19 protein-coding genes are annotated in these 21,525 nt (G+C 70.7%); 4 read left to right on the top strand and 15 right to left on the bottom strand.

Translation table 11 applies throughout. The features are described 5' to 3' along the window. Positions 1-15: 15 nt before the first annotated feature. Positions 16-987 (bottom strand): non-homologous end-joining DNA ligase, encoded by a 972-nt coding sequence (gene ligD / locus ACQPXM_RS14130; RefSeq protein ID WP_432948587.1) that lies wholly within the window; start codon positions 985-987, stop codon positions 16-18. Between the two features lie 86 nt (positions 988-1,073). On the opposite strand from ligD, the gene ACQPXM_RS14125 reads away from it, so the two are divergent. Then, on the top strand, positions 1,074-1,901 hold the full coding sequence (locus tag ACQPXM_RS14125; protein WP_432948586.1) for a DUF1028 domain-containing protein: 828 nt from the start codon (positions 1,074-1,076) through the stop codon (positions 1,899-1,901). An 88-nt stretch (positions 1,902-1,989) separates the two neighbouring features. Here the strand turns inward: ACQPXM_RS14125 and dusB are convergent, their stop codons facing one another. From dusB to ACQPXM_RS14095, 6 genes are all read right to left on the bottom strand, one after another. After that, on the bottom strand, positions 1,990-3,111 hold the full coding sequence (dusB, locus tag ACQPXM_RS14120; RefSeq protein WP_432948584.1) for a tRNA dihydrouridine synthase DusB: 1,122 nt from the start codon (positions 3,109-3,111) through the stop codon (positions 1,990-1,992). Positions 3,112-3,114: 3 nt separating this feature from the next. Further along, on the bottom strand, positions 3,115-3,810 hold the full coding sequence (locus ACQPXM_RS14115; RefSeq protein ID WP_432948582.1) for a hypothetical protein: 696 nt from the start codon (positions 3,808-3,810) through the stop codon (positions 3,115-3,117). A gap of 14 nt (positions 3,811-3,824) precedes the next feature. Next, positions 3,825-5,210, bottom strand: coding sequence for a glycine--tRNA ligase (locus tag ACQPXM_RS14110; protein ID WP_432948580.1), 1,386 nt, complete (start codon positions 5,208-5,210; stop codon positions 3,825-3,827). A 90-nt stretch (positions 5,211-5,300) separates the two neighbouring features. Then, the gene (locus ACQPXM_RS14105) at positions 5,301-5,594 is read right to left on the bottom strand and encodes an antibiotic biosynthesis monooxygenase family protein (protein WP_432948578.1); all 294 of its coding nucleotides are present in this window, start codon (positions 5,592-5,594) and stop codon (positions 5,301-5,303) included. A 133-nt stretch (positions 5,595-5,727) separates the two neighbouring features. Next, positions 5,728-6,417: a hypothetical protein gene (locus ACQPXM_RS14100; RefSeq protein ID WP_432948576.1), complete on the bottom strand. Its 690-nt coding sequence runs from the start codon at positions 6,415-6,417 to the stop codon at positions 5,728-5,730. Next, the gene (locus tag ACQPXM_RS14095; RefSeq protein ID WP_432948574.1) at positions 6,414-6,911 is read right to left on the bottom strand and encodes a hypothetical protein; all 498 of its coding nucleotides are present in this window, start codon (positions 6,909-6,911) and stop codon (positions 6,414-6,416) included. The genes ACQPXM_RS14100 and ACQPXM_RS14095 overlap by 4 nt, the downstream gene beginning before the upstream one ends. Positions 6,912-7,085: 174 nt before the next feature. Here ACQPXM_RS14095 and ACQPXM_RS14090 point away from each other — a divergent pair, with 174 nt between their 5' ends. Continuing rightward, positions 7,086-7,394: a DUF6703 family protein gene (locus ACQPXM_RS14090; protein ID WP_432948572.1), complete on the top strand. Its 309-nt coding sequence runs from the start codon at positions 7,086-7,088 to the stop codon at positions 7,392-7,394. A gap of 176 nt (positions 7,395-7,570) precedes the next feature. Continuing rightward, positions 7,571-8,197: a LuxR C-terminal-related transcriptional regulator gene (locus tag ACQPXM_RS14085; RefSeq protein WP_432948570.1), complete on the top strand. Its 627-nt coding sequence runs from the start codon at positions 7,571-7,573 to the stop codon at positions 8,195-8,197. Here the strand turns inward: ACQPXM_RS14085 and ACQPXM_RS14080 are convergent. The 8 genes from ACQPXM_RS14080 to ACQPXM_RS14045 all read right to left on the bottom strand — a co-directional run bounded on the left by ACQPXM_RS14080 (position 8,176) and on the right by ACQPXM_RS14045 (position 20,202). Further along, positions 8,176-9,921, bottom strand: a complete 1,746-nt coding sequence (locus tag ACQPXM_RS14080) for an ATP-binding cassette domain-containing protein (protein ID WP_432948568.1) — start codon at positions 9,919-9,921, stop codon at positions 8,176-8,178. The genes ACQPXM_RS14085 and ACQPXM_RS14080 overlap by 22 nt on opposite strands. Beyond that, positions 9,918-11,570 (bottom strand): ABC transporter ATP-binding protein, encoded by a 1,653-nt coding sequence (locus ACQPXM_RS14075; RefSeq protein ID WP_432948566.1) that lies wholly within the window; start codon positions 11,568-11,570, stop codon positions 9,918-9,920. The genes ACQPXM_RS14080 and ACQPXM_RS14075 overlap by 4 nt, the downstream gene beginning before the upstream one ends. Continuing rightward, positions 11,567-13,546: a prolyl oligopeptidase family serine peptidase gene (locus ACQPXM_RS14070; RefSeq protein WP_432948564.1), complete on the bottom strand. Its 1,980-nt coding sequence runs from the start codon at positions 13,544-13,546 to the stop codon at positions 11,567-11,569. Before ACQPXM_RS14070 ends, ACQPXM_RS14075 begins: the two co-directional genes overlap by 4 nt. Positions 13,547-13,621: 75 nt before the next feature. After that, the gene (locus tag ACQPXM_RS14065; protein ID WP_432948562.1) at positions 13,622-13,756 is read right to left on the bottom strand and encodes a SapB/AmfS family lanthipeptide; all 135 of its coding nucleotides are present in this window, start codon (positions 13,754-13,756) and stop codon (positions 13,622-13,624) included. 4 nt (positions 13,757-13,760) lie between these two features. Beyond that, entirely contained in the window at positions 13,761-16,331 is a 2,571-nt protein-coding gene (gene lanKC / locus ACQPXM_RS14060; RefSeq protein WP_432948560.1) for a class III lanthionine synthetase LanKC, read from the bottom strand. A gap of 157 nt (positions 16,332-16,488) precedes the next feature. Further along, positions 16,489-17,064 (bottom strand): DUF305 domain-containing protein, encoded by a 576-nt coding sequence (locus ACQPXM_RS14055; protein ID WP_432948558.1) that lies wholly within the window; start codon positions 17,062-17,064, stop codon positions 16,489-16,491. 148 nt (positions 17,065-17,212) lie between these two features. Next, positions 17,213-18,475, bottom strand: a complete 1,263-nt coding sequence (locus ACQPXM_RS14050) for a DUF1996 domain-containing protein (protein ID WP_432948556.1) — start codon at positions 18,473-18,475, stop codon at positions 17,213-17,215. Beyond that, complete coding sequence (locus ACQPXM_RS14045; protein ID WP_432948554.1) at positions 18,472-20,202, bottom strand: discoidin domain-containing protein; 1,731 nt, start codon at positions 20,200-20,202, stop codon at positions 18,472-18,474. The genes ACQPXM_RS14050 and ACQPXM_RS14045 overlap by 4 nt, the downstream gene beginning before the upstream one ends. Positions 20,203-20,528: 326 nt before the next feature. On the opposite strand from ACQPXM_RS14045, the gene ACQPXM_RS14040 reads away from it, so the two are divergent. After that, the gene (locus ACQPXM_RS14040) at positions 20,529-21,524 is read left to right on the top strand and encodes a LacI family DNA-binding transcriptional regulator (RefSeq protein ID WP_432948552.1); all 996 of its coding nucleotides are present in this window, start codon (positions 20,529-20,531) and stop codon (positions 21,522-21,524) included. Position 21,525 lies beyond the last annotated feature (1 nt).

The following is a 21,525-nucleotide window of genomic DNA, read 5'->3' as shown; positions in this document are numbered from 1 at the left end:
CGCAGCAGACGCCGGTCAGCCCTTCTCCTCGGCGTCGCGGCGGGCGCGGGCCCGGCGTTTGCCTTCGTGCATCGCGACGACGCGGGCGATCGGGATCGCGCGGCCCTCGTCGAGCAGGTCCTCGGGCAGGGACTGCGGCGCCGGGAGTTCGCCGGCCCAGTGGTCGGCGGTCGCCAGCAGGCCCGGCGTACTGCGGATGGTGAAGTCGCGCGGGGAGACGCTGTCGAGTTCGTCCCAGCCGACCGGAAACGAGACCGGCGTACCGGGGCGAATCCGCGGGCTGTACGCCGCGACGACGGTCGCGCCGCCGGACCGGGTCGAGTCGACGAAAACCTTGCCGCCCCGGTCCTCCTTGATGTACGCCGTGGTGGCGACGGCCGGGTCGATCCGCTCGGCCCGCGCCGCGATCGCGCGGGTCGCCGCGGCGGCGTCCTCGATCGAGACCTGGTCGTCGATCGGGACGTAGACGTGCACGCCCTTCGCGCCGCTGGTCTTCACCGCCCCCGCGAGCCCTGAGTCGGTCAGCGCCTGCCGGACCAGGTGAGCCGCCTGCACCGCCATCCGGAACGTCTCCCCCTCCGGCGGGTCGAGGTCGAGCACCAGATGGGTGACGCGGTCCCAACGGCCGGCGCGCATCAGGGTCGGGTGGTACTCGACGGCGCGCTGGTTCGCGAACCACAGCAGGGTCCGCCGGTCGTCGCACAGCGCGTACGACACCTCGCGCTTGGACGCCTCGGCCCACAGCGTCACCGTCTTCACCCACTCGGGCGTGTACTTGGGCACGTTCTTCTGCATGAACGGCTGCTGCCGCGGCCGGACCCGCTTCACGGTCAGCGGCCGCTCGCGCAACTCCGGCAGGATCCGCTCGTGCACCGCGTCGAGGTAGTCGACCAGGTCCCGCTTGGTCGCGTCCGCGCCGTCGAACAGCGGCTGATCGAGGTTGGTCAGGTCGACCCCGTCCCGCGTCTCGTCCGGTGTGCTCGCCATGGAGCGAGCCTAGACTGCCGAGGGCCGAGTGGGGCCGCGCTGGACCTGAGGAGTCAGGTTCGGTGAGTCGACAGAAGGAGTGGACGATGACGTTCTCGATCGTGGCGTACGACGTGGAGTCGGCGTCGTGGGGTGTCGCGGTGGCTTCGAAGTTCCTGGCGGTCGGGGCCGTGGTCCCGTGGGGGCGCGCCGGTGCGGGTGCGGTCGCCACCCAGGCCTCGGCAAACCTCTCCTACGGTCCCGAAGGCCTCGAGCTGCTCGCGACAGGTCTGCCCGCCGACGAAGTGGTCGCGCGGCTCACCGGCTCCGACGAGGGGCGCGACAGCCGCCAGGTCGGCGTGGTCGACACCGCCGGCCGCGGCGCGACGTTCACCGGCCCCGAGTGCATGGAGTGGGCCGGCGGTCAGGCCGGCGACGGATTCGCTGTCCAGGGCAACATTCTGGCCGGCCCGGACGTCGTACAGGCGATGGCGGACGCCTGGCGCGACCGCGCCGGCGAACCGTTCGAGCGTCGCCTGCTGGAGGCGCTGACGGCCGGCGACCGGGCGGGCGGTGATCGGCGCGGCCGTCAGAGCGCCGCGCTCCGGGTGTGGCGCGCCGGAGCGGCGTACGGCGGGGTGCTGGACATCGCGATCGACCTGCGCGTGGACGACCACCGCAATCCCGTTGAGGAAATTGGCCGGCTGCTCGCTCTGCACGAGCTGTACTTCGGCAAGCCCGACCCGGCGAAGCTGCTGCCGCTGGAGGGCGCACTCGCCGACGAGGTCACCGAACTGCTCGGCCGGCTCGGTTACACCGCGCCGCTCGCCGACGCCCTCGACGCGTGGGCCGGCACGGAGAACTTCGAGGAGCGGCTGGTTGCGGGCCGGCTGGACCCCGTGGTGCTCGAGCACCTCCGGGACCAGGCTCGATAGTTTGTTGCCCTAGGCACCCAAGCGGAACCTTCCCCCGGCCGCGGACAACCAGGACTGCTTCGGCTGAGCCGAGCGCAATCCAGACACGTCAGCCGCCGGAGACGCCGATCTCGGCGTCGGCCATGTCGGTGCCGAGCCCGTCGGTGTCGTCGAGCCAGCCGTGCGGGAGCACGACGTGGTCGCGGGGTGAGCCCTGGCGGCCGCGCGGGGCGCCGAGCTCGGCGATGGGGAACGGAGCGGACGGGTCGAGCTGGGCGAGCAACTCGTCCAGCCGGTCCAGCGAGTCGACCATGCCGAGCGCGGCGCGCAGTTCGCCGCCGGCCGGGAAGCCCTTCAGGTACCACGGGACGTGCTTGCGGAAGTCCCGCAGTCCGCGCTGCTCCCCCATCAGCCCGGCGAGCAGCTCGCCGTGCCGGCGCATCACCGTCGCGACCTCACCCAGCATCGGCAGGTTCAGCGCCTCGCCGCCGGCGAACGCCACCGCGAGGTCGCGGAACAACCACGGCCGGCCGAGGCATCCCCGGCCCACGATCACCCCGGCGCACCCGGTCTGCTCGACCATCCGGAGCGCGTCGGAGGCCTCCCAGATGTCGCCGTTGCCGAGCACCGGGATGTTGACGTGCTCGACCAGCTCGGCGATCTTCGTCCAGTCGGCCTGCCCCGAGTACGCCTGGGCCGCCGTCCGCCCGTGCAGCCCGATCGCGGCCGCGCCGGACTCCTCGGCGATCCGCCCGGCGTCCAGGTAGGTCTGGTGGTCGCTGTCGATGCCGATCCGGGTCTTCATCGTCACCGGTACGTCGTACGGCGTGGCCGCCTTGACCGCCGACTGCAGGATCGCGCCGAGCAGGTTCCGCTTCCACGGCAGCGCGGCCCCGCCGCCCTTGCGGGTCACCTTCGGGACCGGGCAGCCGAAGTTCAGGTCGATGTGCGCGACGCCGTACTCGGAGCACAGCAGCTCGACCGCGCGCCCGATGTAGACCGGGTCGACGCCGTACACCTGCACCGAGCGGACCGTCTCGCGCTCGTCGAAGGTGAGCATGTCGAGCGACTTCTGGTCGCCCTCGACGATGCCGCGCGAGGTGATCATCTCGCAGACGTACAGCCCTGCGCCCTGCTCGGCGCACAGCCGCCGGTACGCCGCGTTGGTGATCCCGGCCATCGGCGCGAGCACGACGGGGGTGTCGATGGTGAGATTGCCGAGCTTCAACATGAACTAAGCCTTGGCCACCAGGACCTGGCCGTTGCCGGAGATCCGCGCCCGGTACGGCTGGACAGCGTTCTCCACGGTGGTCACGTCGCAGGCGATGCCCTGCGCGGTGTGCTTGACGACGGTCACGTCATCCATTGTGCAGGTCACCTTCGCGGCGCCCGACGCCGCCCGCTGCACGGCGTCGACGACCTTCGGCTTCACGACCGCGACCGACTCCGAGGTGAACTTGTACGTCGCGCTGTACTGCTTGGCCTCGACGGTGAGCTGACCGGTGAAGGTCTCGCCCGCGTAGGTCACCGTGCAGGTCAGCGTGTGCGTGCCCGGCTGGTCGGCGTCGTCGATGCCCGGGCAGGTCACCTTCGTGGTCGCGGCCCGGCCGGCGGCGACCTGGACCTGCTTGGCGATCGCGAAGCGGATCCGGTTCGCCAGCGGGGCGTCGTCGTCCGGCGTACCGGTCACCTTCGGCGTCGGCCACGGCTTCGACGGCGTCGGCAGCGGGGTCAGCGAGGGAGTGGAGGCGGTGGGAATCGGCGCGCTGGTCGCGCCGGTGGAGCCCGCCGGAGCGGACGGCGACGGCGTGCCGCCCGCGTCGGGCGCCGGGTCGTCGGAGCAACCGGCGAGCAGCGCCGCGGCGGCCGCGCCGAGCGCCAGCACTCGGGCGGCGTACGCGACCGGCCGGCGGTCCGCCCCCAGCACCATCCGGAACCGCATCCTCAGCAACCCACCAGGCGCTGGGCCAGGTAGCCGGTCACCTCGGTCAGGGCGACCCGCTCCTGCTTCATCGAATCGCGCTCGCGGATCGTCACCGCGTGGTCCTCGAGCGTGTCGAAGTCGACGGTGATGCAGTACGGCGTACCGATCTCGTCCTGGCGGCGGTAGCGCCGGCCGATCGCGCCGGCGTCGTCGAAGTCGACGTTCCAGGCCTGGCGCAGCTCGGCGGCCAGGTCCTTGGCCTTCGGCGACAGGTCGGCGTTGCGCGACAGCGGCAGCACGGCCGCCTTGACCGGCGCGAGCCGCGGGTCGAAGCGCAGCACGGTCCGCTTGTCGACGCCGCCCTTGGCGTTCGGCGCCTCGTCCTCGGTGTAGGCGTCGAGCAGGAACGCCAGCACGTTGCGGGTCAGGCCGGCCGCCGGCTCGATCACGTACGGCGTCCAGCGCTCGCCCTTCTCCTGGTCGAAGTAGGACAGGTCGGCGCCGGAGTGCTTGCTGTGCGTGGACAGGTCGAAGTCGGTCCGGTTCGCGATGCCCTCGAGCTCGTCGAAGTCCTTGCCGCCGAAGTTGAACTTGTACTCGATGTCGACGGTGCGCTTGCTGTAGTGGCTGAGCTTCTCCTTCGGGTGCTCGTAGAAGCGCATGTTGTCGGGGTTGAGACCGAGGCCGGTGTACCAGTCCCAGCGGGTCTTCAGCCAGTACTCGTGCCAGTCCTCGTCCGAGCCCGGCGCGACGAAGAACTCCATCTCCATCTGCTCGAACTCCCGGGTCCGGAAGATGAAGTTGCCCGGGGTGATCTCGTTGCGGAAGCTCTTGCCGACCTGCGCGATGCCGAACGGCGGCTTCTTGCGCGCGGTGCCCATCACGTTGGCGAAGTTGACGAAGATGCCCTGGGCGGTCTCCGGGCGCAGGTAGTGCAGCCCTTCCTCGGACTCGACCGGGCCGAGGTAGGTCTTCAGCAGCCCGTTGAACATCCGCGGCTCGGTGAAGGTGCCCTTGTTGCCGCAGTTCGGGCAGGCGATCTCGTCGAGCGTGACCTCGTCGGCGTCCTTGTTCTTGCGCCGGGCGAAGTCCTCGCGCAGGTGGTCGTCACGGAACCGCTTGTGGCACGACTGGCACTCGGTCAGCGGGTCGACGAACTCCGACAGGTGCCCCGAGGCCTCCCACACCTTGGTCGGCAGGATCACCGAGGAGTCCAGGCCGACCACGTCGTCGCGACTGGTCACCATCGCGCGCCACCACTGGTTGCGCACGTTGTTCTTCAGCTCGACACCGAGCGGTCCGTAGTCCCACGCCGACCGGGTGCCGCCGTAGATCTCGCCGCACGGGTAGACGAAGCCCCGGCGCTTGCTGAGGCTGACGACGGCATCGACGGTATCCACGGGCACTTTTCGACTCCAGTAAAGACACAGGTGGTGGTACGGAAGGGTCCAGGCTAACGGCCCAGGGTCCTCCACGTCGCATCCGCGAGGTACCTGCTACGGCAGGTGAGCGGGCTCCAGCGACTCGTAGGCCGTCGGCTCGTCGACCGCCTGCGACAGCAGCGGCACCGCCACCATCTTCACCTCGTACGGCGACAACGCGCGCCGGTAGCTGCCGACGTTCTCCCACTCCATGCTCAACGCGAGCAGCTCCGGGTCGTCCACGTTCCGCCCGGTCCGCGCCGCGACGAACCCCTTCTGCCGCGACAACACCTCCACAGCCGCCGCCAGCCGCTCGGCGAACTCCACCTGAGCCGACTCCCCCACCTTGAACCTGATCACCACGAACACCCCGTCACCCTAAGCCCCGGCCGTTCCGCCGGCTGCCACCCGGTTGAGCCGCTCCCCCAGTGCGCCGCGGTCGCCTTGGTCGCCTTGGTCGCCTTGGTCGCCTTGGCGCGCGATCCGCGCAGCCGCCCTCCGCTCAAGGCGCCCGCTCGGGCCAACCCGTCCCACCCGGCGATCCGATCGACCGCCCCATCCCAGGCCCCGGCGCCCGCGGCCGCTGGGCCGTCCCCCGCACCGGCCGAGAGGAAGCCAACGGCACTTGCCCCGCCCAGGCGTGAGCAATCGCCCGCTTGGTGTCGAGCTCGGCCTGCCGCTGGTGCTGGTTGGTGCGGTCGCCGGGCGAACGGTCGCCGAAGCGGTTCAAGCCAGGTTGCCGGTCGGACGGATGCCGGTTGAGCCGGGCGCAGACGTGCGCGTACGCGTCGACGGCTCCGTGCCGCGGCCTGATCGCGAGCAGCTCGCGTCGAGGACTGCCGCCCGGGGATTCAGGGCCGATCTCGCGGAACACCAACCGGTAGTCGGCCTTGGACTCGCGGCCCGAACGTACGTAGGCGGTGACGCAGTCGCGGAGATCCCCCTTGCCCGGCTCGTACCCCAGACAGTGGTGACCGTCCGTGCGGCCCTCGGCGAGCGCCTTCACGAGACCCACCACCGTGACCTGCAAGTGCGAGCCCGTCCGCCGGTCCTCCACCGTCAGCCGTCGCAGGTCGGCCACGAAGTCCGGTGTGAGCAGGATTTCGTACGCCGGTCGGGCGCGCTCGACGTCAACCGACCTGGTTCCTCCAGGCCCGGGTGCCGGAAAGCCGACGCCGGCTTCAGCACTCACGGCGCTTCGCGGTCCTCGCGGCGCAGCCTCGCCAGCTCCTCGACCGCTTCCGGACCCATCACCGCGGCGATCTCGTCCATGGTCATCGCCCGGCTGTCCGGCAGCGGCTCGGTGACGTACGTGCGCCGGGTCGGGTCATCGACAACGCCCGGCGGCGGCTCGTCGTCTCCGCGGAGCTTGCGGTAGTCGGCGGTGGACAGCACCACCGCCTCGGGCTCGCCGGCCACACCCCAAACGACCGGAACGCCTTGGCCGGCGCGGATCGCCCGCATCAGCTCAGCGAGCCGGTCGGCGAGCAGCTCCGGCTCCAGCACCTCCTCCGCGGCGGCGAACTTCCCCTCCCCGCCCAGATCCTCGAACTCGTCGTACGTCAGCACGACCGCCTCCGGCACGCCGTCGCCGAAGCTGAACGCGCGCGTCTTGCCCGCGCGGAATCTGGCCAGGACGGCGGGCAGGTCGGCGCGGAAGGCAGTTACGGAGAGAGAGCCGGTCATGACAGCAATCTATCCGCGCGGCGCCGACCGCGGATCGGGTTGTCCACAGGCCTGAGCGACGAGACCTCAGTCCAGGACCGCGTCGGGCGCGACGGCGGCCCGGCGGCAGAGGAGATGCCGGCGCCCGGGGACAGAGTTTTCCGTCGAAGGCGGAGGTGCTGGAACAATAGGGAAATGAGTTCCTCCAGCAGTCAGCCGGTGAGTCCGCTTCGGCAGCGGGTGACGAAGGCCAGTTATCCGTTCGTGGCGAAGCTGCACGCGATGCCGAAGTTGACGTTGCCGGGAATCACGCTGGTGCTGGCGCTGGTCGGAGTCTTCGCTCCGGTGCCGGCCGCGGTGCCCGCCCTGATCCTGCTCGCGTTGCTGCTGAGCTGGCTGGGCTTCCTGTCCTGGCCGGTGGTGACCGGTGGCCAGCGGGCGATCCGGGTCTTCTCGGTGCTGGTGATCCTGCTGTTCGCGGTGTCGCGGATCGCCTCGGGCTGACCGATTTCCGCCCGGCGACCCGGGCGGAGCCCGGTTCCGGCGGCGGACCGGCGACGAAGGTCTTCCCTCGTCAATCACTTGAGCTGATGACATCGGCGGCGTTGCGATGGAGACTGTCGGTGACCGATTCCGGGAATTTCGCCGCATTACGTCACCGACAGGTCCCGGAATCAGCGATGCAATTCGCCAGGGGGGCGGAGCCGGTGATCCGAGTCGTCATCGGGCACCACGGCAAGCTGGTGCGAGGTGCGCTGGCCGTGGTGCTCAGCAAGGAGCCAGATCTCACCGTTGTCGGAGAGTTCGACCGCGCCGACGAACTGCTCGGTGTCAGCGGGGCGGACGTGGTGGTGCTCGATCCGCTGCTGCTCGGGGAGATGGGGGTGGCCGAGCTGTGCACGCGGCTCGCCGGGCGCGCGCTGCTGATGCTGGTCGAGCGCGACGAGGGCGGGTCGATCTCGCTGGCGTTGTCGGTCGTCAAGCAGTCGCCGAAGGTCGGCGTGATCGCCACCGACGCGTCACCCGACGACCTGGTCGACGCCGTCCGGGGCGTCGCCGAAGGCCGGCCGGTCTTCGATGTCAGCCTGGCGCTGGCGGTGCTGCGGGCCGACGACAACCCGTTGACCGACCGGGAGTGTGAGGTCCTGCGGCTGATCGGTACGGGCGCCACCGCGCAGGACGTGGCGGCGACCCTGTGCCTGAGTGCCGGCACCGTGCGCAACTACTTGTCCCGGATCCTCAGCAAGACCGACGCGAGGAGCCGGATCGAGGCGATTCGCAAGGCTCAGGACGCCGGCTGGATCTGACCGTCGGCCGGCCGGCGCTGACCGCCGGGCGGCTGCTGAACCCGCTCGGGGCGCTCGCCCGGGCCGTTCCAGTGACCGACCAGGTCGGCGTACAGAGGGCTGGTCGCGAGCAGACTCTGGTGGCTGCCGCTCACCGCGCGGCTGCCGTCCAGCACCAGAATGCGCGGCGCCCGCAGCGCCGAGCTGATCCGGTGCGCGATCACGATCAAGCTGCCGGGCCTTCGCGCGAAGGCCTCCTCGGCGATCCGCTCGGCCTCCGGGTCCAGATGGCAGGTCGCTTCGTCCAGCACGGCCAGCGGTGCCGGCGACAGGTAGGCCCGAGCCAGGGCGAGCAACTGCCGCTCCCCCGCCGACAGCTCCGACGGCCTGACCACAGCCTGCGGACCACCGAGTCTGTCCACCAACTCGGCAGCACCGACCGCTTCGCTCGCCGCACGGACCAGGGCCGGCGTGGCGCCCGGCCGCAGGTAGGTGAGGTTCTCGAGGACCGTGCCGGTGAAGACGTAGGCCTCCTGCGGGATGAGGACCCGCGTCTCGGCCAGGTCGGTCGGCAGCAGAGCGGAGGGCGGTACGCCGCCGAGCAGCACCTTGCCGTCGGTGGGCGGAAGCAGTCCACAGATCAGCCCGGCCAGCGTCGACTTGCCGATTCCGCTCGGACCGACAACCGCCAGATGGTCGGTCTCCTCCACCACCAGGTCCAGGTCGTGCAGCACGGGCGTCGCGCCCGGGCCATAGGCGAACCCGACTTTCCGCAGCCGGACGTGGTGCCCGGTCGGCATCCGGCCGAGCGGTCGACGCTCCGGGACCTCACTCATGTCGAGGACCCGGCCCAGCGTCACCACGAAACGCAGACCGCTGTCACCGAGCGCGGACATCACCGTGCTGAGCGCCGGTTGCAGGCCGAGCAGCACGTAGGTCATCCCGCCCAGCAGCGTCCCGGTGGAGACGCCCCGGTCGGTGAGCCAAGGCGCAGCCGCGAGCAGCACCACCAGCGGAAGCCAGCCACCGACGGCGAAGCACAGGGTGCGCAGCGCGGCCACCTTCGCCAGTGACCGCTCCGCCGCGGCCTGAGCGGCGATCGGTACGCCGACGAGCCCGGCGGCGAATCCCTCCGCGCCGGTGGCGTTCACGTCCCGCACACCGCCGAAGACCATCCCGGCCGAGGTGGCGAGTTCCTCGTCGGCGCGCAGCGACGCACGGACTCGAGCGGCCGCCAGGCCGAGCACTCCGAAAGACAGCAGGAAGCCGACGAGGAACGGCGGTACGACGAGCGCCGCGACCAGTGGAGCCAACGACAGCAGGCCGGTGACCACCCCGACCACCGTCACGACGAAACTCCGCACGACCAGGACGAGTCCGGCGAAGGTGTCACGAACGATCTCCACCTGCCGGTTCAGCCGGGCCACGGCGCCGTCGCCGCAAGCGTTGCCGAGCGCACCGGACACGACCTTGCCGACCAGGTCGTCACGGACCGGTTCGACCAGGTCTCCGAGCCGCCGGTAGACCTGACGCGCACCGACCGCGCCGAGCACCGCGGCCGTCAACAGACCGCCGAGCCAGGCCAAGCCTGTCTCGACCCGGCCGCCGAGGAAGGCGTCGGCCGCATGCGCGACCGCCAGTCCGTAGCAGGCGGTCGGCAGGATCTCCGGCACCGACCAGGCCGCCAGCAGCAGAGCCGGCCGCCGGCGAACGGCAGTGACCGCGAACTTCAGCTCCCGTCTCATCCGAACACCCCGCGGTAATCGGCGTCCGCCCACAACTCCTGATGTGAGCCGACGGCCCGGACCCGGCCCCGGTCCAGCCAAACCACGAGATCCGCGCGGGCAGCCGTCGCCGCCCGGTGAGTGACGATCAACCGCGTACGCCGCTGCCGGTCCCCCATCAGCGTCTCGCTGATCTGCAGCTCAGTGGCGGTGTCGAGGCTGGAGGTCGCGTCGTCCAGGATCAGCAGGCGCCCGGCCGTCCAGGCCCTGGCCAGTCCGAGCCGCTGCGCCTCTCCACCGGACATCGGCGCATCGGCGAGCGGCGTCCGGTAGCCGTTCGGCATCCGGCTGACGAAGTCGTGCACATGCGTCGCGCGAGCCACGTGCAGCAGCGGCACCGCCGGGACGGCGCCGACCGAGATCGCCTCTCCCACCGTCGCCCCGACCAACGCCGGCCGCTCGAACGCGCACTTCACCGCGGACCGCAGCGCCGCCCGGCTCAGGCCACCCAGGGGCATCCCGTCGAGCCGCACCTGCCCGGAGTCGGGGTCGATCAACCGGCCGGCGACGGCCGCCAGCACCGACTTGCCCGCACCGCTCGGGCCCACGACGGCAACCGCCGCACCGCCGGGCAGGTCCAGGTCGACGTGGTCCAGCAGCACGGCCTGGCCGGCCTGGACGACGACCTCGTCGAAGGTCAGCCGGCCGGGTCCGAGCGGCAACGAAAGGGTGCCATAGGCAACAGGTTCGGCAGCGGTCAGCTCGGCTGCCCGGGTGATCCCGGCCCGTGCCCTGGCCAGCTCCCCCAGTACGCCGGTCAGGCTGCCCAGCCCCGCGCCGATCACGGCGTACTGGGCCGCGGCGAAGTACTCCCCCGGCGTGATCCGGCCGCGCACCAACTGGATCCCACCGACCGCGAGAACCGCGATCAGCACCACAGGACCGGCCACGGCAGCTTGCGCGCCGGACCGGGCCAGGACCCGCCAGGTGCGCAGACCTTGCTCGTGCAACTGCGGCAAGGGACCCAGAATTCGGCGCTCTTCTCGCCTCGTGGTGCCGGCGGCCACGATCGTCCGGATGCCGGCCAGCGCCTCGGTGAGCATTCCCGCGATCCTGCCCTGGATCTCCTGGTAGGTCAGGCTGATCTCGGCGGTCCGGCGGGTGAACGCCCACAGCACCGCGATCACCAGCACGACTCCGGCGAGGAACGCGGCAGCGAGCCAGGGATCGATCAAGGTCAGCAGGACCAGACTTCCGGCCGGCGGCACCACGGCGGCGACCGCTGTGACTGTTGCCGGTCCGGCCTGAGCCGCGTCGTGGGCGTTGCTCGACACCCGGGTGACCAGATCGCCGGTGGAGAACCTGCTGGTCACGGCCGGTCCGGACGCCAGGACCTTGCGGACCAGCCGGTCACGCAGCCACGCGGTGGTCCCGGCGACACACGCAGTTCCCGCGAGCACCTCGACGACGTCGCAGACGATGCCGAGCGCGATCAGACAGCAGGCGATCAGCACCCATCGGCCGACGCCGCCATCGACCACGACGGCGTCGACGGCCCGTCCGAGCACCGTCGGCAGAGCGAGCACGGTCAAACTGCCGAGCAGCGCGACAGTCCCGATCACCGGGAGTCGACCACGCCCGTGGCGCAGCACGGATCCGAAGGTGATCACGGGTCCAGCCCGGTGTGCGAGGCCAGGAAGGCCAACAGGTCCGCGGCCAGGCCGACGCCGCGGTCCACTCCGTCCGGAAGGTGGCCGGCGCCCGCTTCGTACCTCAGCAGGATCGGCCGCGCACCGGTGGTGGCGTGTTGCAGGGCGGCACACATCTTGCGGGCGTGCAGCGGATCCACCCGGGTGTCGGCACCGAAGACGGTCAGCAACACGGCCGGATAGTCCACCGGCGCGACCCGGTGGTACGGCGAGTAGCTGAGCAGCGCCGCCAGTTGCGCGGGGTCGTCCGCGGACCCGTACTCGCCGACCCAGGCGTGCCCCAGACCGGAGCGTTGGTACCGGACCATGTCGAGCACCGGCGCCGAGCAGACCGCGGCCGCGAACAGCTCGGGCCGCTGGGTGAGCGCGGCGCCGACCAGCAGTCCCCCGTTGGACTCGCCACAGATCCCAAGCCGGTCTGGCGCTGTCCAGCCGCCCGCGACCAGTGCCTCGGCAGCGGCGAGGAAGTCGTCGATGACCGTCTGCTTGGAACCCAGGACGCCGGCCCGGTGCCAGTCGTCGCCCTGCTCGCCGCCGCCGCGCAGGTTCGCCGTGGCGAACAAACCGCCGGCCTCCACCCAGGCCAGGGCGAACGCGGAGTAGGAGGGAGTCAGGGACAACCCGAAGCCGCCGTACCCGTAGAGGATCGTGGGCCTCGGGCCGCCGGATCCCGGCCGGCCGAGCACCACCATCCGGATCGGCGTACCGTCGCGGGAGTGGTAGGTGACCTGCCGCGCCTCGACGTCCGGTACGGACCGGGCCTGACCGGCCCATGGGGTCACCTGTCCGGTGCGGGCGTCGTACCGGTGGATGGACGGCGGCGTGACGCTGTCGGTGTAGCTGAACCACGCCTCGTGGCCGCCGTCCGGGCGGGTGCTGAGCTCGCCGACCGTGCCAAGACCCGGCAGCCCCACCTCGTGCAGGCGCTCACCGGTCAGCGGGTCGTACGCCGTCAGCTCGCTCAGAGCGTGCCGGGTCCGGCCGACGAGGAGCACCCCGTCGAGCAGGGCCAGGTGACTGACCGGTGCGCCCGGCTCCTCGCCGACCAGCTCTGTCCAGTGCTCGGCGCCGGGCTGCCGGGGATCACCGACGCAGATCCGGCCCGCCGGCGCACCGAGAGTGGTGGCGACGTAGAGCCGTCCGTCGGCTCCGACCGCGGCCGCGGTGCGCGCATCGAGGCCCTGCTGCACGACCACCGGGGCGAAGTCCGGGCCGCTCAGATCGGCCAGCCAAATATCGTTGCGATCGGCAACGGTAGCGGAGATGGTCAGCCACCGGCCGTCCGCGCTGATCTCCAGCCCGTACGACGCCTCGTCGGGCAGGACTTCCACGTCGTCGGACCGGCCGATCCGGTGCAGGGTCAACCGGCGCGAGCGCACGAAGTAGAAGCTCTTTCCGTCCGCGAGCCAGGCCACCGGCGAGTAGCGGCAGCGGTCGATCGGTCCGTCGACGATCTCGCCGCTGTCGACGTCCAGCACCCGCAGGACGGATTGCTCGCCACCCTGCGACAGCTGGAACGCGAGCAGGCGCCCGTCCGGCGACGGCTGCCAGTGATCGAGTGTGGTACGCCCGGAGGGGTCCTGCTGGGCAGGGTCGATCAGCAGACGCTCGGGACCGTCGGGATCGACCTGATACAGCACCGGGTGCTGCTGCCCGGCGCTTCTGCGGAGGAAGAACTGCCGGTTGCCGCGCCAGGTCGGCGTACTGGTGATGCCCACGGCGCTGAGTGCGGCGACCCGGGTCCGGAAGCGGTAGCGGCCCGGTAGACCGGCGGCCTGGGTGAACCAGAGCTCGTCCTGCGCCCCCTGCCAGGCCCGCGTCCGCGGATCGCCGGCGTCTTCCAGCCAGCGGTACGGATCGGTCACCTCGTAGCCGTGCAGAAGCTCGACGCCGGCCAGCCGCTCGGCATCGGGATAGTTCAGCTCAGGTTTCCGCACGGGACTCCTTGTCCCCGAGTAGGCGGCGCGGGTCCCGGACGAGCTCGGACACGCTCGCCCGGGACCGCTCGCACCTCAGTGACAGAGCAGAAGGCTCAGGTTGCTGGGCCTGCCGGATGCGCAGCCGAGAACCGTCAGCGTGCTGCCGCCACCGCCGTGTCCGCCGCCCCCGGTGGGGGCCTCGAGACCTTGCAGATCGAGAAGTGCCATTGTTCTACACCTCCTTCCGGTGCTGGTTGGGTTCGAGCCTCTGAGCGGGCTCGAGAAACGGGAGGGCCACCGGCTGCTCGTGCAGAGCGGCGCCGAGCGCCAGCAGGACGCCGGCGGAACCGGTCGCCAGGTCCATGGACAGCCGCAGCAACTGGTTGCCGGGGAACGCCAGTCCGTCGCCGTAGCGCAGCGAGTGCCAGCCCAGTCCGGCGATCAGCTGGTCGAGCGCACTCGGCTCGACCTGCGCAGCCGCGAGCAGCACGCCGGCGCGTCCCATGAGCAGGCCGGGCTGAACGAAGTAGCCGCAGTGGGTGACCTTGCGCAGCGGATCGAGGGACGCGGCGAGATCGTCGTCGGGACGGTGGCGCAGGTAGCGGTCGAGCACCAGGGCGATCCCGACCGACCCCTCTTCCAGGTACGGCAACGTGCGCCAACCCTGGTTGACCTGGAGCGTGCCGTACTGGTCGGCCGTGCAGCGTCGCAGGTCCTGCTGGAGCGCGATCCGCGCGAGGTCGAGCAGCCCGGTATCGCCGCTGCGTTCGTAGGCGTGCAGGAACAGCAGCGCCGGTCCGGACGAGCCGAACATCAAGCCCGCGCGTGGACGGCCGTCGCCGCTCAGCTCGGGGACGTCCTCGGGTCCACCGAGCCGGTCGGCGACCTCGTCGACCACCCGGGTCGCCAGCGCGAGGGCGGCCGGCTCGGCGCTGAACCGCAAGAGATTGAGCCCGATCCCGGCCAGCCCCGAGGAGAGACCCAACTCCAGTACGTCGACCGGCTGCGTCATGGTGCGATCCAGCAGGTCGAGCGCGTCCTGCCGGTGCCCGAGTTCGTCCAGCACCAGAGCGACACCGTGCAGCCCGTCGTAGAGGCCGGGCCCGGCCACCGTGTCCAGCGCGCGCCGACGCAGCCAGTCCTCGTACTGCGGGAAGCGGCCGGCACCGCAGCGGTCCAGGGCATACAGCACGCCGGCCGCTCCGTGGGCCAGGTTGATGCCTCCGCCCGGCTGGAACTGCGCGATGTCGCCGGGGAACAGCCGGTCCGTCCGCTCCGGAGTCGCCGCGGTCGTGATCGCCTTGGCGAGGGCGGCGCGCAGGTCCGGCCATGCGGCTCTGCCGGGCACCGGTGGACCGTCCTGGAGCGACGCGGGGCCGTCCTGGTCCGCCGACCGGTCGCCGAGAATGGTCTCGACCGCCGGCTCGATGGTTGCCCTGGGCACCTGAAAGGTCTCGCTGATCAGGTCGGTCAGCTGGTGGGCCTTTCCCGGATCGAGGCTCAGCAGCATGGTGGCCTGCGGCGCGAACATCCCGAGCGTCAGGCAGGCCAGCGCGTAGCGGTCCACGTCAGGCCCCTGGCGATCGGCAGGCGCGGCGTAGCCGGGATGCGCCAGCGCGGACCGGGCCTGCTCGGTGACCAGCGTCGCCACCTCGAAGTCGATCAGCACCAACCGGTCGTCGGCGTCGATCAGGATGTTGTCGGGGTGCAGGTCGTTGAACACCACGCCGCGTTCGTGCAGCGCCGCGACCGCCCGCTCGACCCGGGTCAGCATCCCGAGCGCCCACTCGGCGTACGCCGTCCGCTCCTCCGCCCCGGCGTCCGGCCGGGTCAACGGGTAGCGACGAACGATCAACCGCTGCAGGGGGTTGGAATCGATGAACTCCTGGACCAGGAAGTGGTGGTCGCCGAGCTGGAGGTAGTCGTGCACCGCGGGGACGACCTCCAGGCCGGCCAGCTGCCGCAGGATGTCGCGCTCGTGACCGACCCTGGCCACCGCGTCCCGGCCGAGCACGTCCAGCCCGGCCAGTGGACGGCCCTCCTTGAGAACCACCTTCTGCTCGGTGTCGCGATGGTGACCGAGGTAGACCCCACCACCGTTGGAGAACTGGATGACGCTCTCGATCACGTACGCCAGGTCGTTGGTGGTCACCGCGTTGCGGGCCTCCAGGTGCGGTTCCAGGAAGGACGGCAACGTCACCCACGACGGCGTCGAGAAGATGGGGCCGCGAACGTCGGGAACCAGGCGACCCTGCTCGTCCTCCAGGGCGTAGACCCGTTCGCCGCTGTCCGACAGGCAGTACCGGGTCGCGAAGGCGCCGTACCGCACGAAGAGCGGGCCGGCGGCGTACCGCAGGTCGCTGAGGATGTAGGGGCCCTGGACTCCCTCCAGGATGCCGTCCAGCTCCTTCAGCACCAGCTCGAGCTGCGCCTCGTCGGCCGGATAGATCGTGACCAGCTTGCCGCTGGACCCGCGAAAGGCCGACTTGGAGTTGAACATCATCAGGACCGGCTTGCTGCGCAGGAACTTGAACGCCAGCCGGCGGTCGACGCAGTAGTCCCAGACCGCGGCAAGCGTCCGGTCGGCGTCGTCGAGACCGGCCGACACGTGGATCTTCCAGCCCTGGGCCGGGATCCGCGCGTCCGCCGGGGCGTAGTGCATCCACACCTCGCCGGCTTCGTGCTCCCAACCGGGCGGCACCGGCCGGGCGCACGCCGCGAAGTCCGGTTGCTCCGCGCCGCGATTGGTCGGGGTGTCGTAGAAGAGCCGATCAGCCAGGCAGTACAGCTCGTACTGTTCCACGCCGACCTCCCCATGTCCGGACTCGTCCGTCACATGGTGTCGCCGCGTCCGCTCTCTGCGTAGTGCCGGGCGTCACGACCGTCGTGTGAATAACGCAGGTCCTACGCCTGCGTATCTCCGCAATCAGTCGTTCGACCAGACAGCGCTCGGAGCCGCGTCAATCGAGGGTGGCGAGCTGCTTCAGTTGAGTGGTTCGGGTGGTGACGATGCTGGCGGCGAGCTTCTTGCCCTCGGGGTCCTTGCCGTCCTTGGTGATGCCGCGGGCCAGCACGATCGACTGGTCCAGGTGTTCCTTGAGGTTCTTGAGGAACGTCGCATCGAACGCCGCGCCAGTTGCCTTGCCGAGGGCAACGATTTCCGGCTCGGTAATCATGCCCGGCATGTCATGCCCCTCGTGCGGATTGCGGACCGGCAGCCGAGAACGGGTGCGCAGGGCAACGAGTCTGTCCAGCTCGGCTCGATGACCCGCGGCGACCTGGCCGGCGAACGCGCGGACCGCAGGATCGGCCGCCTGCTTCTCACCCAAGGCAAGTACCCGCAGGAGCTGCTGGTCCATCGGGATCATCAGCTCGATCCACGCCAGATCGGTCGCGTTGAACGACGGGTCGATGTCCCACACACTCGCGGTCGCGGACGGCGTACCGGCCGGCGCCGGGGTGGGCGGCGGCGACGCGGCCGACGAGCCACAGGCGGTCAGCGAGGCGAGCAACACGACGCAGGCAAGAGCTTTCACGAGAGCTCCTCGAAGAACAACGAACGGGGGCGGTGTGAGCCGAGCGTACAGACGGTGTCAGCCACAGTACAGAGGGTAAGGAAGAGTTCTTTCCAAAAGCAGCCGGGCGGGTCCTGGGACGGGGACCCGCCCGGCGGTCCGAGCGGACCTACGGGTGACCGTCGGCCCCGCACTTGATGATCGGGCGGATGCAGTCGTTCACGCGGCGCGCCATCTCCGCCACCGGCCAGGCGTTGAAGAAGTCACCGTGCATCGTGAACCCACCACCCGACGCCAGCCGGAAGCCGGCGGTCGGCCCGTTCACCGGATACCGCAGCACCTGCCGCAGCTTCGGCACCGGAACCGGGTGAGTAGCAGGGCAGTCGCCGTTCACCGGATACGCCATGTGGCTCTTGTGATCGGGCGAGTCCAGGTCACGCCCGTTCCAGCACTGCGGGAAGTCCAGGTACGACTCCAGCATCGACCCGGCCGGGCAGTTGATGAAGTCGTGCCCCGAGCCGGCGTCACCGGCGTGCAGACAGGACCATCGCGAGATCGTGTTGTCACCGGGCCCGGTCGCCTTCGCGTTGCCGGCCACGATCCGCAGCCCGAACGGCAGCGGCTGCGTCCGCGCGATCACGTCGTCGCGAACACCTTCGCCCAGGTAGTAGAACGTCGTCCCGGTCGGCTCGACCGGCTGGTTGTCGACGTACAGCGTCGGCACCCAGTACGACGACTTGTCCTCCGCGGGGTTGCACGACGTCGGCGAGTTCACCAGGTCGTTCACGGTGGTGTGCGCGTTCGTCACGGTGGCCCCGAAGAAGCTGTGCATGTGCGACGCCCCGGGCAGGTTCGGGAACACGATCGGGTCGTCGGGCAGGCGATGCGTGTACGGGCAATCCGCGAGGAACTCGGCCACCCGCACGATCGGACCGCCGCCCGGCGTCCCGGCGTACACCTGGAACTCGAACAGCGACGCGCCCCACTGGGTGGCCCGCTGCGTGATCAGCACCCGCACGTACCGGCCGGTGCCGGACACGCTCAGGTTCTGCTCACCACCGGTCCCGTTGGTCGTGGTGTGCACAGTCGTCCAGGCCGTTGCGTCCGCGGACGTCTGTACGGCGAACCCGCGCGCGTACGCCGCCTCCCACTTCAGCACGACCCGGTTGAAGGTCTGGCTGGACCCGAGATCGACTTGCAGCCACTGGTTGTCCGAGAAGCTGGACGCCCAGCGCGTCCCGCCGTCACCGTCGACGGCGGCCGCGGCCGGGAACGCGCCGCTCTCCACCGACGACGCGACGACCGGACGCCCCTGCGACAGCAGGGTTTCTGCGGCTTGCGCGGGACGGCCCGTCCAGACCAGGTAGGCACCGAGCAGTGCCAGCAGCCCGACGGCGACGGTGCCGAGCCGCAGAACCCGGCGCGCCGTCATCGGTACACCCGCACGTAGTCGACCAGCATCCGCGCCGGGAACGGCGTACTGGCGTTCGGCGGACCGGGCCAGTCACCGCCGACGGCGAGGTTGAGGATGATGTAGAACGGGTGGTCGAAGATCCATGGACCACGGGTCGCCTCGACCTGGGCCTTGTCGAGCGTGAAGACCGTGCGGCCGTCGAGCGTGTAGACGATGCCCTTGCTGTCCCAGCTGGCCGCCCAGACGTGGAAGTCGTCGGAGAAGTCGGCGCCGTTCGGCAGCGTGTACGAGCCACCGATGCCGCCACCGCCGTTGTACGCCGGCGCGTGCACGGTCGAGTACGCCGTCTTCACGTCCTTGCCGAGCACCTCGAGGATGTCGATCTCCCCGTTGTACGGCCAGGGCCGGCCGGTGAGGAAGTCCGCACCCATCATCCAGAACGCCGGCCACAGGCCCGCGCCCTTCGGGATCTTCACCCGCGCCTCGATCTTGCCGTACGTCGTGGTGAACTTGCCGCCGGTGTTCATCCGGTGCGAGGTGTACTGGCAGGTGCCGCTGCCGGTCAGCGGGTCGATCGGGCAGGACGAGCCCGGCGTGGCCTCCTTGCGGGCCTCCATCACCAGGTTGCCGTTGCCGTTCATCGAGGCGTTGTTGTTGTTCGTGTAGTACTCGAGTTCGTTGTTCGGCCCGGTGCCGGGATCGATCGTCCACTTCGCCGCGTCCGGCTTGCTGCCGGCCGAGCCGTTGAACTCGTCGGACCAGATCAGCTGCGGCGGGTTCGCCGGGTCACTCGGCGGGGCCGGCGGGGTGTTCGGCGCGCCACCGGTGCCGTAGACCTGGAACTCCCACAGCGAGTACCCGTACGGCGTGTTGCGCTGCGTGCCGTACATCCGGACGTAGCGGCCGGTGCCGGAGACGGTCAGTGTCTCCTTGAAGCCCGGTCCGTTCGCGGTCGAGTAGATCCGGGTCCAGTTCACGTTGTCGTTCGAGGTCTGCAGTTCGTAGGACTTGGCCGAGGCCGGGTCCCACTGCAGCACGACCTTGTCGATCTGCGCGACGGCACCGAGGTCGACCGAGATCCAGCCCGGGTCCACCCAGCCGGAGTCGGTCGCGGTGGCCCAGCGGCTCGCCGGGTCGAGGTCGAACGCGCGGGCCGGCGTGCACTCCCAGCAGTTGCTGTCGTGCTGCTGCGAGGACGCCGCGCCGGTCTTGCCGTACGACAGCAGCTTGCTGCCGGGTCCGGGACCGCCACCAGTGGTCCCGAACACCTTGAACTCCCACAGCGAAACACCCCACTGGGTTGCGCGGGCCGTGCTGAGCAGCCGGACGTAGCGACCGTTGCCGCTGAGATCCAGCGTCTGGTTGCCTCCGGCACCGGTCGTGGTGCTGTAGATCGACGACCAGTTCGTGCCGTCGGCGGAGGTCTGCACCTGGAACGCGGTCGAGTACGCCGCCTCCCAGCTGAGCGCGACCTGGCTGATGGTGGCGGTCTGGCCGAGGTCGACCTGGATCCACTGCGGGTCGCCGAACGCGCTCGACCAGCGGGTTCCGGGGTCGCCGTCGACGGCGGCCGAGGCGGGGAAGGCGACGTTCTCCGCGGACGACGCGGTGGCGGTCTTGCCTTGGGACAGCAGCGGGTCGGCGGCGTCGGCGGGCGGCGCGACCAGCAGGGCGAGGACGAAACTCGTCGCGACGGCGACGAGGGTCGCGGTCTTGAGCCGCGACGGTCTACGGGACAAACGCATGGGCATCTCCAGGGGCGGGCAGGAGGTTCGGGGAACGTTCCCCGAGTCTGAGAGTCGCCTCCTCAGGGAACGGTGTCAAGAGCTCAGCATTGTTGGCGTCGCCTCCGGCGCCGCGTGGTCATGGGGCTTTGTCTCCCGGCCTTCCCTCGTCGCTGCAGTCGCTTCGCTCCCTCCGCTTCTCAGTCCAGACCGGGAGGCCCCATGACCTTTGTGCGACGGCATTGCGCAGCCCGCGGGATCGCCCTCGGGTGCTTGACAAGGTTCCGGAACCGCCGGGATGCTCGTGGCTGGGGAACGCTCCCCTGACCGTTGCCGAGGGGGTGCCCGTGAGACGACCGACGCTGCACGCGGTCGCGGCCCGGGCCGGGGTGTCCAAGTCCAGCGTGTCCCGGGTGATCAACGGCGAGCCCACGGTCGCGCCGGAGATCCGGCAGATCGTGATGGCCGCGGTGACCGAGCTCGGCTACGTGCCGAACGGCGCGGCCCGCAACCTGGTCACCCAGAAGACCAACACGATCGCGATCATCGTCTCCGACCCGCCCGAGGGCCTGGCCTCCGACGACCCGATGTTCGCGATGGTCGTGCGCGCGGCCAGCCGGGAGCTCGAGGCGGCCGGCAAGCAGGTGTCGCTGGTGCTGGCCGGGTCCGACGAGAGCCGCAAGCGCGTCGAGCAGTACCTGGCCGCCGGCCACGTCGACGGCGCGATGCTGGTCTCGATGGACGGCGCGGACCCGCTGCCCGCCGTCCTGGCTCGGACCGGCCTGCCGATCGTGTCGCACGGACGACTGGCCACCCCCGGCCTGATGCCGTGGGTCGACAACGACAACCTCGGCGGCGCGACCAAGGCCGTGCAGCACCTGCTCGACCAGGGCCGGCAGCGGATCGCGACGATCTCCGGGCCGCTCGACATGACCGCGGCGCAGGACCGGTTGACGGCGTACCGGGAGACGCTGAAGGACACCGGGCGCCGGTCGATCGTTGCCCTCGGCGACTTCACCCGGATCTCCGGCGCGGACGCGATGCGGCAACTGCTGGCCGACGACCCGCAGCTGGACGCGGTGTTCGCGGCCAACGACCTGATGGCGATCGGTGCCCTGCGCACCTTGCGCGAGGCGGGCCGGCGGGTGCCGGACGACGTCGCGGTGATCGGTTTCGACGACATCGAGGCCGCGCTCTACACCGCGCCCGCGCTGACCACCGTGCGCAGCCCGATGGGCGAGCAGGCGGCGCGGACCACCAGGCTCCTGCTCGACCTCATCGCCCATGGCACCGCCGACTCGGTCACCCTGCCGACCGAGATCGTGGTCCGCGAGTCCGCCTGAA

It is taken from the genome of Kribbella sp. CA-253562 (assembly GCF_050942265.1).
GTDB lineage: Bacteria > Actinomycetota > Actinomycetes > Propionibacteriales > Kribbellaceae > Kribbella.
Note: the sequence above shows the minus strand (reverse complement) of the source record. Positions and strands in the feature narration are given on the sequence as shown.

Coding starts and splice junctions, on each gene's coding strand:
- ligD (WP_432948587.1), bottom strand. CDS start 987: ATGGCGAGCACACCGGACGAGACGCGGGACGGGGTCGACCTGACCAAC.
- ACQPXM_RS14125 (WP_432948586.1), top strand. CDS start 1,074: ATGACGTTCTCGATCGTGGCGTACGACGTGGAGTCGGCGTCGTGGGGT.
- dusB (WP_432948584.1), bottom strand. CDS start 3,111: ATGTTGAAGCTCGGCAATCTCACCATCGACACCCCCGTCGTGCTCGCG.
- ACQPXM_RS14115 (WP_432948582.1), bottom strand. CDS start 3,810: ATGGTGCTGGGGGCGGACCGCCGGCCGGTCGCGTACGCCGCCCGAGTG.
- ACQPXM_RS14095 (WP_432948574.1), bottom strand. CDS start 6,911: ATGACCGGCTCTCTCTCCGTAACTGCCTTCCGCGCCGACCTGCCCGCC.
- ACQPXM_RS14090 (WP_432948572.1), top strand. CDS start 7,086: ATGAGTTCCTCCAGCAGTCAGCCGGTGAGTCCGCTTCGGCAGCGGGTG.
- ACQPXM_RS14085 (WP_432948570.1), top strand. CDS start 7,571: ATGCAATTCGCCAGGGGGGCGGAGCCGGTGATCCGAGTCGTCATCGGG.
- ACQPXM_RS14080 (WP_432948568.1), bottom strand. CDS start 9,921: ATGAGACGGGAGCTGAAGTTCGCGGTCACTGCCGTTCGCCGGCGGCCG.
- ACQPXM_RS14065 (WP_432948562.1), bottom strand. CDS start 13,756: ATGGCACTTCTCGATCTGCAAGGTCTCGAGGCCCCCACCGGGGGCGGC.
- ACQPXM_RS14050 (WP_432948556.1), bottom strand. CDS start 18,475: ATGACGGCGCGCCGGGTTCTGCGGCTCGGCACCGTCGCCGTCGGGCTG.
- ACQPXM_RS14045 (WP_432948554.1), bottom strand. CDS start 20,202: ATGCGTTTGTCCCGTAGACCGTCGCGGCTCAAGACCGCGACCCTCGTC.